The organism is Syntrophotalea carbinolica DSM 2380 (assembly GCF_000012885.1).
GTDB classification, from domain to species: Bacteria; Desulfobacterota; Desulfuromonadia; order Desulfuromonadales; family Syntrophotaleaceae; genus Syntrophotalea; species Syntrophotalea carbinolica.
Map to the genome: position 1 here is coordinate 2268354 of NC_007498.2, position 14998 is coordinate 2283351.

Annotated in this window: 13 protein-coding genes; 2 read left to right on the forward strand and 11 right to left on the reverse strand. The window is 54.9% G+C overall.

Going from position 1 to position 14998, the window contains the following annotated elements:
• Window positions 1-12: 12 nt before the first annotated feature.
• The 7 genes from PCAR_RS10755 to PCAR_RS10785 form a co-directional block, all read right to left on the reverse strand.
• Window positions 13-669, reverse strand: a complete 657-nt coding sequence (locus PCAR_RS10755; protein ID WP_011341696.1) for a metal-dependent transcriptional regulator — start codon at window positions 667-669, stop codon at window positions 13-15.
• Complete coding sequence (locus PCAR_RS10760; protein ID WP_011341697.1) at window positions 669-851, reverse strand: hypothetical protein; 183 nt, start codon at window positions 849-851, stop codon at window positions 669-671. The genes PCAR_RS10755 and PCAR_RS10760 overlap by 1 nt, the downstream gene beginning before the upstream one ends.
• Window positions 848-2812 carry a ferrous iron transport protein B gene (feoB, locus tag PCAR_RS10765; RefSeq protein WP_011341698.1) on the reverse strand — a complete coding sequence of 655 codons (1965 nt, stop codon included), beginning with the start codon at window positions 2810-2812 and terminating at the stop codon, window positions 848-850. The genes PCAR_RS10760 and feoB overlap by 4 nt, the downstream gene beginning before the upstream one ends.
• Before the next feature lie 198 nt (window positions 2813-3010).
• Window positions 3011-3442 (reverse strand): Fur family transcriptional regulator, encoded by a 432-nt coding sequence (locus PCAR_RS10770; RefSeq protein ID WP_011341699.1) that lies wholly within the window; start codon window positions 3440-3442, stop codon window positions 3011-3013.
• 70 nt (window positions 3443-3512) lie between these two features.
• Window positions 3513-4247 (reverse strand): cytochrome c biogenesis CcdA family protein, encoded by a 735-nt coding sequence (locus PCAR_RS10775; RefSeq protein WP_011341700.1) that lies wholly within the window; start codon window positions 4245-4247, stop codon window positions 3513-3515.
• A complete protein-coding gene (locus tag PCAR_RS10780; RefSeq protein ID WP_011341701.1) occupies window positions 4247-4801 on the reverse strand; it encodes a peroxiredoxin family protein in 555 nt (184 codons plus the stop codon). The genes PCAR_RS10775 and PCAR_RS10780 overlap by 1 nt, the downstream gene beginning before the upstream one ends.
• Window positions 4802-4892: 91 nt before the next feature.
• Window positions 4893-5357 (reverse strand): PaaI family thioesterase, encoded by a 465-nt coding sequence (locus PCAR_RS10785; RefSeq protein ID WP_011341702.1) that lies wholly within the window; start codon window positions 5355-5357, stop codon window positions 4893-4895.
• A gap of 92 nt (window positions 5358-5449) precedes the next feature.
• On the opposite strand from PCAR_RS10785, the gene PCAR_RS10790 reads away from it, so the two are divergent.
• Window positions 5450-6403 carry an AEC family transporter gene (locus PCAR_RS10790; RefSeq protein WP_011341703.1) on the forward strand — a complete coding sequence of 318 codons (954 nt, stop codon included), beginning with the start codon at window positions 5450-5452 and terminating at the stop codon, window positions 6401-6403.
• A gap of 106 nt (window positions 6404-6509) precedes the next feature.
• Here PCAR_RS10790 and PCAR_RS10795 read toward each other — a convergent pair whose 3' ends face one another.
• From PCAR_RS10795 to PCAR_RS10805, 3 genes are all read right to left on the reverse strand, one after another.
• The gene (locus PCAR_RS10795; RefSeq protein WP_011341704.1) at window positions 6510-9956 is read right to left on the reverse strand and encodes a pyruvate carboxylase; all 3447 of its coding nucleotides are present in this window, start codon (window positions 9954-9956) and stop codon (window positions 6510-6512) included.
• Between the two features lie 184 nt (window positions 9957-10140).
• Window positions 10141-10890, reverse strand: a complete 750-nt coding sequence (locus PCAR_RS10800; protein WP_011341705.1) for a slipin family protein — start codon at window positions 10888-10890, stop codon at window positions 10141-10143.
• Window positions 10887-12299 (reverse strand): NfeD family protein, encoded by a 1413-nt coding sequence (locus PCAR_RS10805; RefSeq protein ID WP_011341706.1) that lies wholly within the window; start codon window positions 12297-12299, stop codon window positions 10887-10889. The genes PCAR_RS10800 and PCAR_RS10805 overlap by 4 nt, the downstream gene beginning before the upstream one ends.
• A gap of 118 nt (window positions 12300-12417) precedes the next feature.
• Between PCAR_RS10805 and PCAR_RS10810 the strand changes: the two genes are divergently transcribed.
• Window positions 12418-13800 carry a sigma-54-dependent transcriptional regulator gene (locus PCAR_RS10810; protein WP_011341707.1) on the forward strand — a complete coding sequence of 461 codons (1383 nt, stop codon included), beginning with the start codon at window positions 12418-12420 and terminating at the stop codon, window positions 13798-13800.
• Window positions 13801-13969: 169 nt separating this feature from the next.
• Here the strand turns inward: PCAR_RS10810 and PCAR_RS10815 are convergent, their stop codons facing one another.
• On the reverse strand, window positions 13970-14947 hold the full coding sequence (locus tag PCAR_RS10815; protein ID WP_011341708.1) for a cytochrome b/b6 domain-containing protein: 978 nt from the start codon (window positions 14945-14947) through the stop codon (window positions 13970-13972).
• Window positions 14948-14998 lie beyond the last annotated feature (51 nt).

A 14998-nucleotide genomic window follows, 5' to 3' on the forward strand; every position in this document is an offset into this window, starting at 1 on the left:
AAAACAGCCGAATCACTCGGCAACATCGGTGCGGATGAATATTTCCCGAGCCAGTTGCTCATCAACGGCGAATTCGGAATTTCCCACATGAAAAATATACGAGGGGAATCGACGATTGAGGCATATGTCGTTGCCCGGCAAAACACCAAGAGACATGAGCTTCTGCATCTTCTTGGCATCGCTGGTCGTCAGATAGGCTATTTCGCCTTTCTGACCGACTTTCATTTCGGTCAAAGGAACCACCCCGACCTCCGCCGCGTGACGGGCAGCCCGGCAACATTCACCGAGAGGAATGGGCCTGCCATGCGGACAGGTTGTAGGGTGGTTCAACAAGGTGCAAATACGGGTATCGACACCCTCATTGAGTAAATGCTCGAATTCACACGCCTTGGCGTTGGCATTGCTGCCCTTGAGGTCGAGAATATCCATCATCAAACGCTCTGCCAATCGGTGTCGCCGCACAACCTTTTCCCCGGCGATACGCCCTTCGGAGCGCAGATAAACCCTCTCGCCCTTGACTTCGATCAGAGCCTGGCGTTCCAGATCCATCAAAGCCGGTTCCCGGGCTTCCACATCCAAAGCCTCAAGGGAAGCCGAATTATCCCCTTCTTCAACCACGGCTATCCAGACGGCTTCCAGAATATCTTCAGCCCGTTCCGAGTTTTCCATCAATCGTTCTCCTTGGAATTGTCTTTTTTTCTCCAGCGGCGCAACAAACCGGGCACCATGGGATTTTCATACCCGCACCATGGACAATGTATCTTGCGGCATCCGCCCAGACAGGCACCGCAAGGTTTTTGCCGCAACTTATCCGGCGGCGGCAGTGTGCGACCGCAGAAACCGCATTTCATGCCAGCCATCCGGTAAAGCCAAGCACAAGGTTAAGACCCCAGCCTACGCCAAAAGCCAGCAGCGTCACCATCATGAAAATACCAAGGGAGACCTTCCACCCGCGTTCTTTTTTCATCATGAGAAACTGGGCGATACAAGGAACAAACAAGGTCATGGTGACAGCGGCGACCGTCAGTTGACGGGGGCTAAGTAACCCCTGGGCGTGCATATCATAAAGGCCGGCAGCACCGAAATCGCGCCGGAAAAATCCGAAAATAAACGCAGCGGTCGTTTTGGCCGGCAATCCGAGAGCGGAAATAGCCGGAGCCATGACGCGCACCAGACCATTAAGAGCACCGGTCATTTTCCCGGCCCAGAGCAAAACGGAAGCGAATATGAACAGCGGAAAGATCTCCAGGAAATACCACTGCATCCGGCTGACGGTTTTGATCAATACGTTGCGGGCCTGGGGCAGACGCATGGGAGGTAATTCCATGTAAAACATGGGGCGCTCTCCTGGCAACAGGCGGGCTGAAAGAAATCCAACAGCCAGAAACACCAGCGTTACGCACGCCACCCACACAGGCAAAGCCCCGGGAACTTCGGACAACAACCCCATGATGACCCCCAACTGAGCACTGCAGGGAACCGCCAAAGCCAGCAGCAAGGTCACGATGATGCGCTCTCGCACCGTTTCAAGAGTACGGGTTACCATAGTCGCCATGGTATCGCAACCAAAGCCCAACACCATGGGGATAACCGCCCGCCCGTTTAGCCCGATCTTCTTGAAGATCCGGTCGACGAGCATGGCCAGACGCGGAAAATATCCGACATCCTCCATGATCGAGAAAGCCAGGAAAAAAGTCCCGACAATGGGCAGCACCAACGCAACGGCATAACGCACGCCGAGGGTGAAGACCCCGTATTCGCCGACCAGCAATTCGCGCAGCCAGTACCAGGATGTCATTTTCTGAACCAGGTCGATAACCCAGGGATTGATGTAATCCTCGAACAATCCGCCTTCCAGAAGATCGACCAGCGTTCCGGCGCCAAACTTGCCGACAAAGACGTAAATACCGAAGTAAAGGACCAGCAACAGCAAGGGAAACCCGGTCCAGGGGTTAATGGTCCACGCCGCAAGTTTCTCGAAAAAAGTCGGCGCACGATCGGCCTGTTGATGGATTACTTCTTCCAAAATGGCGCGACAGATGCGCTTGCGTTCCAGACTGATCCGCAGATTAAGATCCATGCGCCGCTCGTAAATGGTATCGTTGACGGCCTTCTCGATGGCCTCCAAGCGACTCGGTTCCGCCTTTTTGATCAGCGCCCAGGCATCTTCATCTTTCTGGAGAAGAAGTAGAGCGATGGAGCGTGGAACCAGGGTATAGTCATCGGTCAAATGCCGGGATACCTTGGCCAGGTCTTTTTCAAGCTCATGGGAATAACCGAATACCGCCTTAACGTCGGGATTATAGGACGCTATAGCCTGGCGCAGCTCGGAAAGCCCGCGTTTTCTTGCCATAGCACCGCCAATGACGGGAATACCCAGTTTTTCCTGCAGCAAAGGAATATCGATATGCATCCCTCTGCGCTCGGCCTCGTCGAGGATATTGATCAACAGCACAACCGGTAGCCCGGCCTCGACCAGCTGCAAAGTCATGGGCAGCATACGCTCGAGATTACGGGCATCGATAACATGGACGACCGTATGCGCCGATTCTTTAAGCAGGATTTCCCGAGCTACCCGTTCTTCTTCGGTTATGGGCAGCAAGGAATACATCCCGGGCGTATCAAGGACTTCGTAGGACACACCTTCGATCTCGCAGCAGCCGCGCGAAACCTCCACGGAGGTACCGGGATAATTGGATACAACGGTATAGGCCCCGGTCAGGGCATTGAAAAGGACGCTCTTACCGACATTCGGATTCCCGACCAGCACGATTTTGCGTTCGGCTGGACACACTTCACTTTGTACTGCCATAGCTGAATATTCCGGAAGGGGTTGCTGAACAATTAAATAACAAGAATTTCTGCTGCCTTGTGACCACAAAGGGTCGTCACATTAACTATTTTACGATCATTATTTGTCGCGGACATAAGTAGCCAGCGGCATTGCCTACCACTACTCAAGGCAAAATGCCGTGCCGCAGGTCACGGTTTACATTATTAAACAACGACATCAGGAAGAGGAGCACTTGGAGCACCGTCCGTAGATCTCCAGACGGTGATCTCGGATGGTAAAGTTATGCTCCTTCGCCACCTTACTCTGCAACTCTTCAATACGCTCATCCTCGAATTCGATAATTTCACCGCATTCGGTGCAGATAAGGTGATCATGGTGCTGCCCCTGATTGGTCACTTCGTAAAGAGCCTGGCCCGCACCGAAGTCGCGCTCTTTCGCCAAGCCGCACTCGGCCAGCAGCTTGAGCGTTCGATAAACAGTGGCATATCCGATACGAGGATGTTTTTTTCGCACCTTCAGGTAGAGATCTTCGGTCGATAAATGCGCGGCAGAACGGAGAAATTCATCGAGGATAATTTCCCTTTGACGGGTAAGCTTAAGCCCCTGCTGGCTGATATACTTCCGAAATATTTCAATTTTATCAGGCATGACCCCTCCAGTGAAATTGAATATCAAAGTACCAGAGTGGCCGGGTGGGTGTCAAGCGGTAAGACACGGATCATCCAGCGGCCGGAAGCCACTGAGAGAGATAGCCGGTAAGAAAAATGAACCAGTCAAAAAACAGGATGACGCCGACGACCATGAGCATGACCCCGGTGGCCAATTCGGCCAGCCGGATATATTTACGAAAACGGTTAAAAAACCCAAGAAAGCTGTGAAACAGCAGACCGGAGAGCAAAAACGGCAATCCGAGACCGGCCGAATAGGTCGCCAACAACACCCCGCCGCGCACGGAATCATCGGAAGAACCGGCGGCCATGGTCAATACAGCGCCGAATATTGGTCCGGTACAGGGAGTCCATCCCGCGGAAAACACCAGGCCAACGAGAAACGACCCGATATAGCCGGCCGGTTTAGCGTGAAGATGCAAACGCTTTTCACCGAGCAGAATGCCAAAATGGAACAGGCCGGTCAGATGCACCCCGAACAGGAAGATCAACACACCACCGATCTTCTGGATCCACCACAAACCGACATCCATGAGGCTGAAAAGACTTACGGCCACAACCCCCATGGTAGTGTACACAAGGGAGAAGCCGGCGATAAACAGCAGACAGTGCAAAGCCACCCGCATACGGATGCGTCCACCGGGGTGGGCCTGCTGTAACTGCTGGAAGCTGAGACCGGTAATGTAGGTGATAAAGGAAGGAATCAGCGGCAATACACAGGGCGAAACAAAAGAAGCCAGGCCCGCCGAAAAAGCTATCCACAAAGTAATTTCTTGCCCCTCCATTATGGTTTAACCTCCGATCCGTTACCGGCGAGGGAGCGCAATGCTCCGGCCACTTCCGGCGCATTCCAATCGTGAAACCCGATATGGCGTTCTACGAGCTTCCCCTGTCGATCGATGATATAAGTCGTGGGATATTGCCGTACCTGATAAAGGCCATGAACCTCGCCCGATGCATCCAGAAGAACGGGAAGATCGAGATTCGCTCTGTTCATAAAATCGTTCACCCTTGCGGCGGACTCACCGCCGTTGATGCCGAGAACCATGACTCCCTGTCCCGCCATGCGACGGTGAAGCCCCGCGAGGGAAGGTAATTCCTCACGACAGGCCGGACACCAGGTAGCCCAGAAAGCCAAAACCACAACCTGTCCCCGATATTGCCGCAAAGTCGTTACCTCGCCAGCCTGGTTTTTCAATTTGAAATTCGGAGCTTCCAGGCCAATGCCCAGCTCTTGCCCCTGACTTTGCTTATCTCTTCGCCCTCCGGCCAGAACAACCGCAAAGCAAAGCAGCAACATCCCGACAGACAGCACCAGAAACCTGTAGTAAGCGCTCATAATACATGCACCTTTCGCCGAAATATCGAAACACAACGCTATAAAACCGGCACGTTATCCATCGCCCCGAACAATCGGGGAGGCCCGGTTTTCAGGGATTTGCGACCGGTTGTTCACGCAACAACCGAAAATCCGCCGAAAAGGCCGCCACCTTGACACCGTGATCGTCCTCGAGATCGACATTCACCTCGAAACGACGTTCATGGATCTGCTTCAGCACAGCTGTGGCGGTTACCTGACCTTCGCGTACCGGCGCAAGAAAACGGATGTTCAGATCCCGGGTGACAAAAGCCACCGATTCAGCCAGTCTGGTTTTAACGGCCATAGCCGCAGCAGTATCGGCAAGCGTGGTCAAAGCGCCACCATGCAGAAAACCGCCGCCTTGAGATAGTTTTACCGTAAAAGGCATGGTCAAGACAGAACGCCCGTCACATGCCTCCACAATGGAAATACCCAACAGTTCTTCAAATGGTGCCAGGGCAATCCAGCCATCCATAAGAAACTGCTGTTCACAGGTTTTTCGTAACGTATCGCCATCCACCAGGATTGTGGCCATTGCGCGCCCCTTGTCGTGTTCTTGTAATAAAAGATCGTTGCCATACATAAACGGACAGCGTATGGTCGCGGTATACCCTGGGAGGAAGTAGCATGCAACCATTTCTAACAACTCTAAATATTGTCTTGCCTGTTTTCGCCGTTATATTCCTGGGCGGCCTGTTGCGCCTCAAGGGTCTGATCGATTCGGCATTTCTCAGGCAGGCAAATCGCCTGCTCTATTACATCCTGTTGCCTTTATTGCTTTTCTATAAAATAGGCACCGCCGACTTTGAGTCAAGCTTTAATGCAAAACTGACCCTGGCCATGATCGCGGCGTTAAGTCTCGGGGCCTTGTCGTCCTATGCCCTGGGGAGCATACTCGGCTGTCCGGCCGAGGATCGCGGCAGCTTCAGCCAGGGGGCTTTTCGTGGCAATCTCGCCTATGTCGGACTGCCCATCGTGCTGAGCGCCTACGGCGAAACTGGTTTTACGCGAGCCGGACTGCTTATGGGCTGCCTGGTACCCACCATCAACCTGCTGTCCATCCTGGTGCTGCTTCTTCCGCAGCGTCACAGCCACCCCGACCGAACATGGAAATTAATTCGCGATCAATTGCTTTGCAATCCGCTCATCCTGGGTTCGCTGGCAGGCATCGTCTGGAGCTTGTGCCATCTGCCCATGCCCGGCATGGCCGCACGCTCATTGCACCTGATTACCGGCGCCACCTTGCCTCTGGCACTGTTGGCCATTGGTGGCGCCTTTTCCCTGCAGCAATTGCAAGGCGACCTGAAACAAGCTGGCCTGGCTACCGTTTACAAACTGGCAGCCTTTCCGTTGCTGAACCTTCTGATGTTACAGCTGTTCGCAGTAAAAGGAATGGATCTGGGAATAGCCGTGCTGTTATCCGGCACCCCCACTGCCGCCGCCAGCTATGTCATGGCCCTTGAAATGAACAGCAATGCCCAGCTTACCAGTTCCATCATCGTTCTTTCCACCCTGTTCTGCGCAGGCAGTTTTACCATCATGTTAACGCTGCTGGGGTTGATGAACCTGCTGCCGACGTGACCACCGGCAGTTGCGCATATACCGGCAAAGGCATTTCCGGCTGTTCCCAACAAAAAAGCCGAACCTTGACGGTTCGGCTTTTTTGTTTATATGGCAATCAAAGTAATTATTCCAGGATCAGCAGCAATTCGCCCTGCTCCACCTGAGTTCCTTCATTGACCAGAATCTCGGCGACCACACCGTCTTTTTCCGCCTTGACGTTGGTCTCCATTTTCATGGCTTCGGTGGACAGCAGAATATCCCCACCCTTGACCACATCCCCCACGTTGACCATGATCCGGAATACTTTGCCGGGCATGGGAGCACCGACGTGGTGCAGGTTGTCGGGATCGGCCTTGCGATGCTTGATCTGATCCGTCGACACGGAAAGATCGGGAACCATGACCTGCCGGGGTTCGCCATTGAGCTCGAAATAGATATCGCGGTGGCCGTCTTCCATCACCCGGCCGATGGCATTGAGCTGCACCAGCAGGGTTTTCCCGGGTTCCATTTCGACGGTGGTCTCGTCCCCAAGATCCAACCCGTAGAAAAACACCGGCGTCGGCAAAACCGAAGTGTCGTGGTATTCCGTGCGATGGGCATCGAACTCTTCGAACACGCCGGGGTACAATACGGCGGACATGACGTCCCGTTCGGTAACCGGATGTCCCAGCTTGTTCTCGAGATCCTGACGCTTGGCTCCGAAATCGACCGGTTCGAGAAATTCTCCCGGCCGGCAGGTCAGAGGCTCCTCCCCTTTGAGGATAATCTTCTGCAGCTCCGCGGGGAAACCGCCGTGGGGCTGCCCGATCATCCCCTTGAAGAAATCGACCACTCCCTGAGGGAAGGTCAACTCATGACCGCGTTGGTAAATATCCTCGGGCTGCAGATCGTTCTGCACCATGAAGATGGCCATATCGCCGACGATCTTGGACGACGGGGTAACCTTGATAATGTCGCCGAACATATCGTTGACTTTGCGGTACATGTCTTTGCACTCTTCCCAGCGGCTGCCGAGCCCCATCCCTTCGACCTGGGGCTTGTAGTTCGAGTACTGTCCGCCGGGAATCTCGTGGTGGTAGACCTGCGCGGTACCACTACGCAACTCCGATTCGAAGGGCGCATAATAGGTACGCACGGTTTCCCAGTAATTGGCCAGTTTCTGCAAACCGCCTTGATCCAGACCGGGGTCGCGCTCATGCCCGTGGAGACCGGAAAGAAGTGCGTTGAGGTTCGGCTGCGCAGTAAGACCGGATACGGACGACAGAGCGGTATCGACGATATCGACCCCCGCCTGGGCCGCGAGAAGCAGAGTGGCACCGCCGTTGCTGGACGTATCGTGGGTATGCAGGTGAATGGGGATACCGACTTCCTGCTTGAGTGCCCGCACCAGTTTTTCGGCGGCCAACGGCTTGAGCAGGCCGGCCATATCCTTGATGCCGAGAATATGAGCACCCATCTTTTCCAGTTCCTTGGCCATATTCACATAATAGGCCAGAGGATATTTATCCCGTTTGGGATCGAGGATATCGCCCGTATAGCAAATCGCCGCCTCGCAAATACCGCCGGATTTACGAACCGCCTCCATGGCGACCCGCATCCCTTTGGTCCAGTTGAGAGAGTCAAACACGCGGAACACGTCGATACCGCTTTGCGCCGCTTTGGCGACGAAGTCCTGTACGACATTATCCGGATAATTGCAATAGCCGACGGCGTTGGAAGCCCGCAACAACATCTGGAACAGAATATTGGGGATCTTTTCACGCAGACGATCGAGACGTTCCCAGGGATCTTCCCGCAGGAACCGCATCGATACGTCAAAGGTCGCTCCGCCCCACATCTCGAGGGAAAAGAGTCCGCTCGCCAGGTGACTGGTGGCAGGGGCGATCCGGGTCAGGTCATGAGTCCGGAACCGCGTGGCCATCAGCGACTGATGGGCATCGCGCATGGTGGTATCGGTAACCAGCAGTTGTTGCTGGTCCAAGGCCCATTGAGCAAGGCCCTCGGCGCCTTTTTCCAGGAAAACGTCACGGGTACCCCGGGGCCGCGGCACATCGTAAGGGATCTCCGGAATAGCGGCATCCCGCAGATCCTTGTAATGCAGCGGATCTTTAATGCCGGGATAACCGTTGACCACCACATGTCCGATATAGGACAGCAATTTGTTGGCGCGATCGCGCTTCACCGGAATCTGAAACAATTCCGGGTGATTGTCGATGAAGGAAGTATCGCAGGCGCCGGCCAGAAAGGTCGGATGGCTGATGACATTATCCAAAAAGCCGATATTGCACTTGACCCCGCGCAGACGGAATTCCTCGAGAGCGCGGGCGGTAGTCCGCGCCGATTCGCGCAGGCTTATCCCCCAACCGCTGATTTTAACCAGCAGCGAATCGTAATGGGGAGAGATACGCGCCCCCGGAAACGCACTGCCCGCATCGAGGCGCACACCGAACCCGCCGGGGCTGCGATAAGCCGTGATGGTGCCGAAATCGGGAGAAAAATTACGTGTGGGGTCCTCGGTCGTTACGCGGGCCTGAATAGCAAAACCGTTGAGCTGGATGTCTTTCTGGCTGCGGATACCGATTTCCGGATCGTCGAGACGGTAGCCCTCGGCAACACGGATCTGATTGCGCACCAGGTTCCGCCCGGTGACCATCTCGGTCACGGTATGCTCGACCTGGATGCGGGTATTGACCTCGATAAAGTAAAAATTGCCGTCGGCATCCATGAGGAATTCAACCGTCCCGGCATTGACATAACCGACGTGGTTGGCGATTCGCAGGGCGTAATCGCACAATTCCTGGCGCTTGGCGGCGCTCAGATTGGGCGACGGAGCGATCTCGATGACCTTCTGATGACGGCGCTGAATGGAGCAGTCGCGGTCATAAAAATGCACCACGTTGCCGTACTTGTCCCCCATGATCTGTACTTCGACATGCTTGGGATTCTCGAGATATTTTTCCAGAAACACCGACGGATTGCCGAAGGCGGCCTTGGCCTCGGAAGAAGCCGAACGCAATCCTTCAGCCAACTCCTGGCGATTGCGGGCGATACGCATACCGCGTCCGCCACCGCCGGCGGCGGCTTTAATCATAATGGGATAACCGCATTTGGCGGCGAACAGCAGGGCCTCTTCTTCGCTGGTGACCGGCTTGTCAGTGCCCGGCACCACCGGTACCGCGGCTTCGATGGCGACCTTGCGTGCCGCGACCTTGTCACCCAACTGGCGCTGAATGGTGGCCCCCGGCCCGATCAGGGCAATGCCGGCCTTTTCGCAGGCCTCGGCGAACTCGGGATTCTCCGAAAGAAAACCGTAGCCGGGATGGATGGCGTCAACGTCTTTTTTCTTGGCAAGATCGATGATTTCATCGATACCCAGATACGCTTCGATGGGACCCTTGCCCTTGCCTACCTTGTAGGACTCATCCGCCTTGTAGCGATGCAGAGAAACGCGATCTTCCTCGGAATAAATGGCAACGGTCTTGATGCCCAATTCAATACAGGCACGAAAAATTCGAATGGCGATCTCGCCGCGATTGGCCGCCATGATTTTATTGAATTTCTTCACTTCCATGAATCAAACCTCCCTGTTACTAGGTGTTTGGACCGACCGGGCACTTTACCAAAACCACAGATCCAAAGCAACTCTCTCTTTATTGAGCAATGAACAGAAACTTCACCGTAATCACTCGGATACGTCCGTTGCAACCAACGGCACGCCCTCGCCCGCAACGATTTCAGATCCGGACGAGACGACCTTAGCCCTTGTCCTGCAAGTTGAGGAAAGGTTTTACCAGGTCCACCGGGAAGGGGAAAATCACCGTCGAACTGTTTTCCGCCGCGACCTCGGTCAAGGTCTGCAGATAACGCAACTGCAAGGCGCCCGGTTGGGATGAAATAATGCCTGCGGCATCGGTAAGCTTCTGGGCCGCCTGAAATTCGCCTTCGGCATGGATAACCTTGGAACGCCGCTCGCGCTCGGCCTCGGCCTGTCGGGCCATGGCTCGCTGCATTTCTACCGGCAGATCGACATGCTTGATCTCGACATTGGATACCTTGACCCCCCAGGGGTCGGTCTGACGATCGAGAATTTCCTGCAGATGCCGGTTGATGCTGTCGCGATGGGCAAGCAGCTCATCAAGTTCGGACTGCCCCAAAACACTGCGCAACGATGTCTGGGCCAACTGGCTTGTCGCATAGAGGTAATTTTCAACCTCTATGATCGATTTTTCCGGATTAACCACCCGGAAATACAGAACCGCATTCACTTTGATCGATACGTTATCCTTGGTGATGACATCCTGCGGGGCGACATCCATAGCCACCGTGCGCAAACTGATTTTCATCAATTTGTCCACCACCGGGATAATGAGGCGCAGGCCGGGCCCCTTGACACCGCTGTAACGGCCAAGGCGAAAAACCACACCGCGTTCGTATTCGTAAACCACCTTGATGGCACTGCTCAGGATAAGGGCCAACAGAACCAGGACAATAACGGGATATATCATGTGCAATCCTCCTTATCGGAACCTGACGTTGAATGTGAATCGAGCCGATGCGGACCGACACCGGCGCTACGAACCTCCAGACGCATATTGTCGGCCAGACGTACCACCTCTATAGCTGCTCCCGCCGCAATCGGCTCGGCGGAAAAAGCCTTCCAATATTCGCCATGCACAAACACCTGCCCGTCGGCATGAATCTCCGTGACGGCTTCGCCAACCAACCCGACCATGCCTTCACGGCCGGACACAAAACGGCGCCGTTGCGTTCGCACCACAAAATACACGACCAACAGGAAAAAACCGCTGGTGACCAATACCGTGCAGGCCACCACCACCTTTGACAACCTGAGAAACGGTTCGGAATGTTCGAACAACATCAGGGAACCCAGCGTCATACTGATCATCCCTCCGACGGTAAGCATGCCAAAGGACGTCACCTTGACTTCCAGAATAAACAGCACCATGGCCAGCACAATCAGTAAAATGCCGACATAGTTGACGGGCAGAGTCTGAAAGGCGAACAAAGCCAGCAGCAAAGACATGGCGCCGACCACTCCGGGCAGCAGCACCCCGGGTTGGGAAATCTCAAAGAACACCCCGAGTATGCCCAGCATGAGCAGCATATAGGCAACATTCGGATTGCTGATGGCGTTGAGAATCTTCTGCCGCCACCCCATGCTCGCCATATCTACCGTAGCATCCATGCAAAGCAGCACTTCAGAGCGCTCTGCCCGACGATAACTGCGACCGTGGAGCTTTTTCAGAAGCTCCGCCCTATCTTCGGCGATCAGGTCGATGACACCGTGCTGAAGCGCTTCCCGGGCAGAGATAGACGCACTTTCCCGCACCATCTTCTCTGCCCATATTTCGCTGCGTCCGCGACGGGCCGCCAAACTGCGTGCATAGGCGGCGGCATCTTCCACCACCTTGTTCATCATAACGTCATCCGGGGGCTTCTGCCCGCCGCCAATGGCAACGGGATGGGCGGCCCCAAGATTGGTTCCCGGAGCCATAACGGCAAAATCGGCTGCCAGAGCGATAAGCGCACCGGCCGATGCCGCCCGTGCCCCCGAGGGCGAGACAAACACGATAACAGGGATTTGCGAACCAAGCATGCCTTTGATAATCTGGCGCATGGCGCTGTCCAGACCACCGGGCGTGTCGATCTCGAGCAGAAAGGCCACGGCTTCTTCGCGGTTGATGCGATCAAGTTCTTGCGTTACAAATTCAGCAACAACCGGATTTATGGGCCCGGCGATACGCACCGCCCCGATGCGAACCGCACCCTGCGATTCAGCGGAGGAGAGCAGAAAAATACCGACAAAAACCCCCACCGCAATCAGCAGAGCAAGAGCCCTGCAGGAGCCGTGTAAGCAATCAACGAAACGCCGAACGTCAATAATTTGAACCACCGCCTTCCTGATGCGCCATTTTTTTAACGCTCAATCTTGCATAGACCTTTAAGACGTGGTAGCCTCTCATCATAGCGTCAACCGGATGACATGCCAACCCTTTTCTGCAGGCTGCACCATGAAAAACATATCACAGATTCTGGTTATCGAAGACGAAGCGGCCAATCGAGAAGCGATCGCCCTGCTTCTCGGCAATGCCGGATATCAGGTCACCACAGCTGAAACCGGTGAAAAAGCCCTTGAAATCCTGAGCAAAACGCCCTTCGAGGTCATTCTTACCGACCTCTTCCTGCCAGGAGTCAGCGGCATCGAAATCCTTAAACGCGTCAAAGAGCAATGGCCCTTTACCAACGTTATCCTGATCACCGGCAAGGGTTCCGCTGAATCGGCGGTCGAAGCCATGAAAGAAGGTGCCTTCGACTATATTACCAAGCCTTTGCATTTCGAAAAGCTCCAGGTGATAATCGCCAAGGCGGTGGAAAAAAGCCGACTGGTGGCCGAAAACCTCTATCTGCGACAGCAACTGCGCGGAAAATATCGGTTCGACAACATCATTGGCAACAGCCTGCCCATGCAATATGTTTTTTCTCGCATGGAAAAAGTACTCAACACCGATTCCACGATTCTCATTCTCGGCGAATCGGGAACCGGCAAGGAACTTGTCGCCAAAGCCATTCATTACAACGGACATCGGAGGGAAAAACCGTTCGTCGCCATAAATTGCGGGGCGATTCCCGCCGAACTGCTGGAGAGTGAACTCTTCGGTCATGTCCGCGGCGCTTTTACGGGGGCTGTTGCCGACAAAACGGGTAAATTTCAGCAGGCCCACCAGGGCACGATTTTTCTTGATGAAATCGGCACGATGCCACTGCATCTGCAGATGAAGCTGCTGCGCGTATTGCAGGAACAGGAAGTCGAGAAAGTCGGTTCTTCCAAAAAAATCAAGCTTGACGTACGTGTCATCTCGGCCACCAACTGCAATCTGGAGGAAGAAGTTGAACAAGGCCGGTTTCGGGCGGATCTCTACTACCGCCTGAACGTTATCCCCATCGCCCTGCCGCCCCTGCGTGAACGACGCGAGGATATCGCCCTGCTGGCCCGCTACTTTCTCCAGAAGACCTGCACCGAAATGAACCAACCGCTTATTTCCATTACCCCCGGGGCCATGAATTGCCTGGAAAATTATCATTGGCCCGGCAATGTGCGCGAACTGGAAAACGTCATCGAGCGAACCGTTACCCTCACGGACAGCATAGCGATCGGCAAAAGCGATCTGCCGGCCAATATCAGCGGCAGTTGCTGCGAAGATGAAGATCCCCAGATTTCCTGTCCGCGCCTGACCGAATCCGGCATGGATATGCCCGAAGTCATCGCCGGTATCGAACGCTGCCTGATCAAATCCGCCATGGGTCTGAGTGGCGGCGTCAAGGCCCGTGCCGCCAGCCTTTTAAATATCAAACGCACGACCCTGGTCGAAAAAATCAAACGCCTGGGCATTTAAAACCAAAGGAGCCGGAGCCCCCCAGGGGACTCCGGCTCCTTTGCGATACCCAATAAAGGGGAGAACCTCTCAACTCGGAATCCGGCAGAAATTCCCTTCAGGAAAAACCGGTTACCAGAGACCGGAACAAGACCCGGCATTGATGCGACATGACCTCCGATACAGATCGCTACGATCGTTTCCAGAGACGCCCGCCCGGCCCCCAGATGGCCAGGTACAGATGTACGAAAAAAAACCCCAACAGCAGGCACCCCAACAGATAATGCCCTTCCAGAAACAAACTTCGCCACGGACGTAGTGCCGCCATAACGGCACTCCGCATGGACAACAATCCGAGGCCGGTCAGCAATACCCCCGGCAAAAGAACCCCCATGACAAGCAAATAAACCGCCGCCTGCAACGGATTGAAAACTTCGTTGGCATGAGGTCGAGGCGCACCCCAAAAGATTCCCCACCCGTAATATGCCAGCTGTTTTTCGATGCCTTTCACCCACCCCTCGGCCGGTCGTCGATAGCGTTGGGCATGGCCGACGGATGACAATTTAAGCCCCATCCATCCCCCCCAGACCAATAGGTACAGCCCCCCGACCATGCTGTGCCAACGCACGATACGGGCCGCCGCCGGCATCCCGCTGCCGGCATGCAGCCAGCGTAAAGCAAACCCGCTGGCGCTAAGAAACATTACGCTTATGGCATTAAGCGCATGCCAGCAGCGCAACAATATGGAGCAAGGGGGAAGCTGGGGGACTTCGGGATCGACAACGGAAGGCCTGCGCATGCCAACCGAGAACAGAAACAGCAGGCCGTGTACCACAGGGCCCAACAAACCGGATAGAAACAGGAAAACGCCAAGATTTTCGATACGCCGCGGCGTTAGCCATACCGTATGACGGCGGTGTTGGTTGTCTGCCGGGGATGGCGTAACCGCTGCCCCCATGGCATGGCCCGCATGACATTGCATACAGTCACTGCGGTGGCCTTCGACCGACGGGTGCGCAACCGGCAGGACACGGTGGCAGCCTCGGCAATCCAGGGGGGGACTGCCATCGGCTGCGTTAGCCGCCGGAAGAAGAATCGCCAGCGACAAAAGCATTGCCGCCGGGACAACCCCGGCGGCAAAGGAAAGTATCGGTTTTCTGAAAGTCATGGTGAGTCTTCTCTGTCATGGCAAGGTCCGGTCTTGCCAGTTGTGCGAAAA

Excerpts from the sequence above, each read along its gene's own strand:
- PCAR_RS10755 (WP_011341696.1), bottom strand. The coding sequence starts at position 669 with ATGGAAAACTCGGAACGGGCTGAAGATATTCTGGAAGCCGTCTGGATA.
- PCAR_RS10760 (WP_011341697.1), bottom strand. The coding sequence starts at position 851 with ATGAAATGCGGTTTCTGCGGTCGCACACTGCCGCCGCCGGATAAGTTG.
- feoB (WP_011341698.1), bottom strand. The coding sequence starts at position 2,812 with ATGGCAGTACAAAGTGAAGTGTGTCCAGCCGAACGCAAAATCGTGCTG.
- PCAR_RS10770 (WP_011341699.1), bottom strand. The coding sequence starts at position 3,442 with ATGCCTGATAAAATTGAAATATTTCGGAAGTATATCAGCCAGCAGGGG.
- PCAR_RS10775 (WP_011341700.1), bottom strand. The coding sequence starts at position 4,247 with ATGGAGGGGCAAGAAATTACTTTGTGGATAGCTTTTTCGGCGGGCCTG.
- PCAR_RS10780 (WP_011341701.1), bottom strand. The coding sequence starts at position 4,801 with ATGAGCGCTTACTACAGGTTTCTGGTGCTGTCTGTCGGGATGTTGCTG.
- PCAR_RS10785 (WP_011341702.1), bottom strand. The coding sequence starts at position 5,357 with ATGGCCACAATCCTGGTGGATGGCGATACGTTACGAAAAACCTGTGAA.
- PCAR_RS10790 (WP_011341703.1), top strand. The coding sequence starts at position 5,450 with ATGCAACCATTTCTAACAACTCTAAATATTGTCTTGCCTGTTTTCGCC.
- PCAR_RS10795 (WP_011341704.1), bottom strand. The coding sequence starts at position 9,956 with ATGGAAGTGAAGAAATTCAATAAAATCATGGCGGCCAATCGCGGCGAG.
- PCAR_RS10800 (WP_011341705.1), bottom strand. The coding sequence starts at position 10,890 with ATGATATATCCCGTTATTGTCCTGGTTCTGTTGGCCCTTATCCTGAGC.
- PCAR_RS10810 (WP_011341707.1), top strand. The coding sequence starts at position 12,418 with ATGAAAAACATATCACAGATTCTGGTTATCGAAGACGAAGCGGCCAAT.
- PCAR_RS10815 (WP_011341708.1), bottom strand. The coding sequence starts at position 14,947 with ATGACTTTCAGAAAACCGATACTTTCCTTTGCCGCCGGGGTTGTCCCG.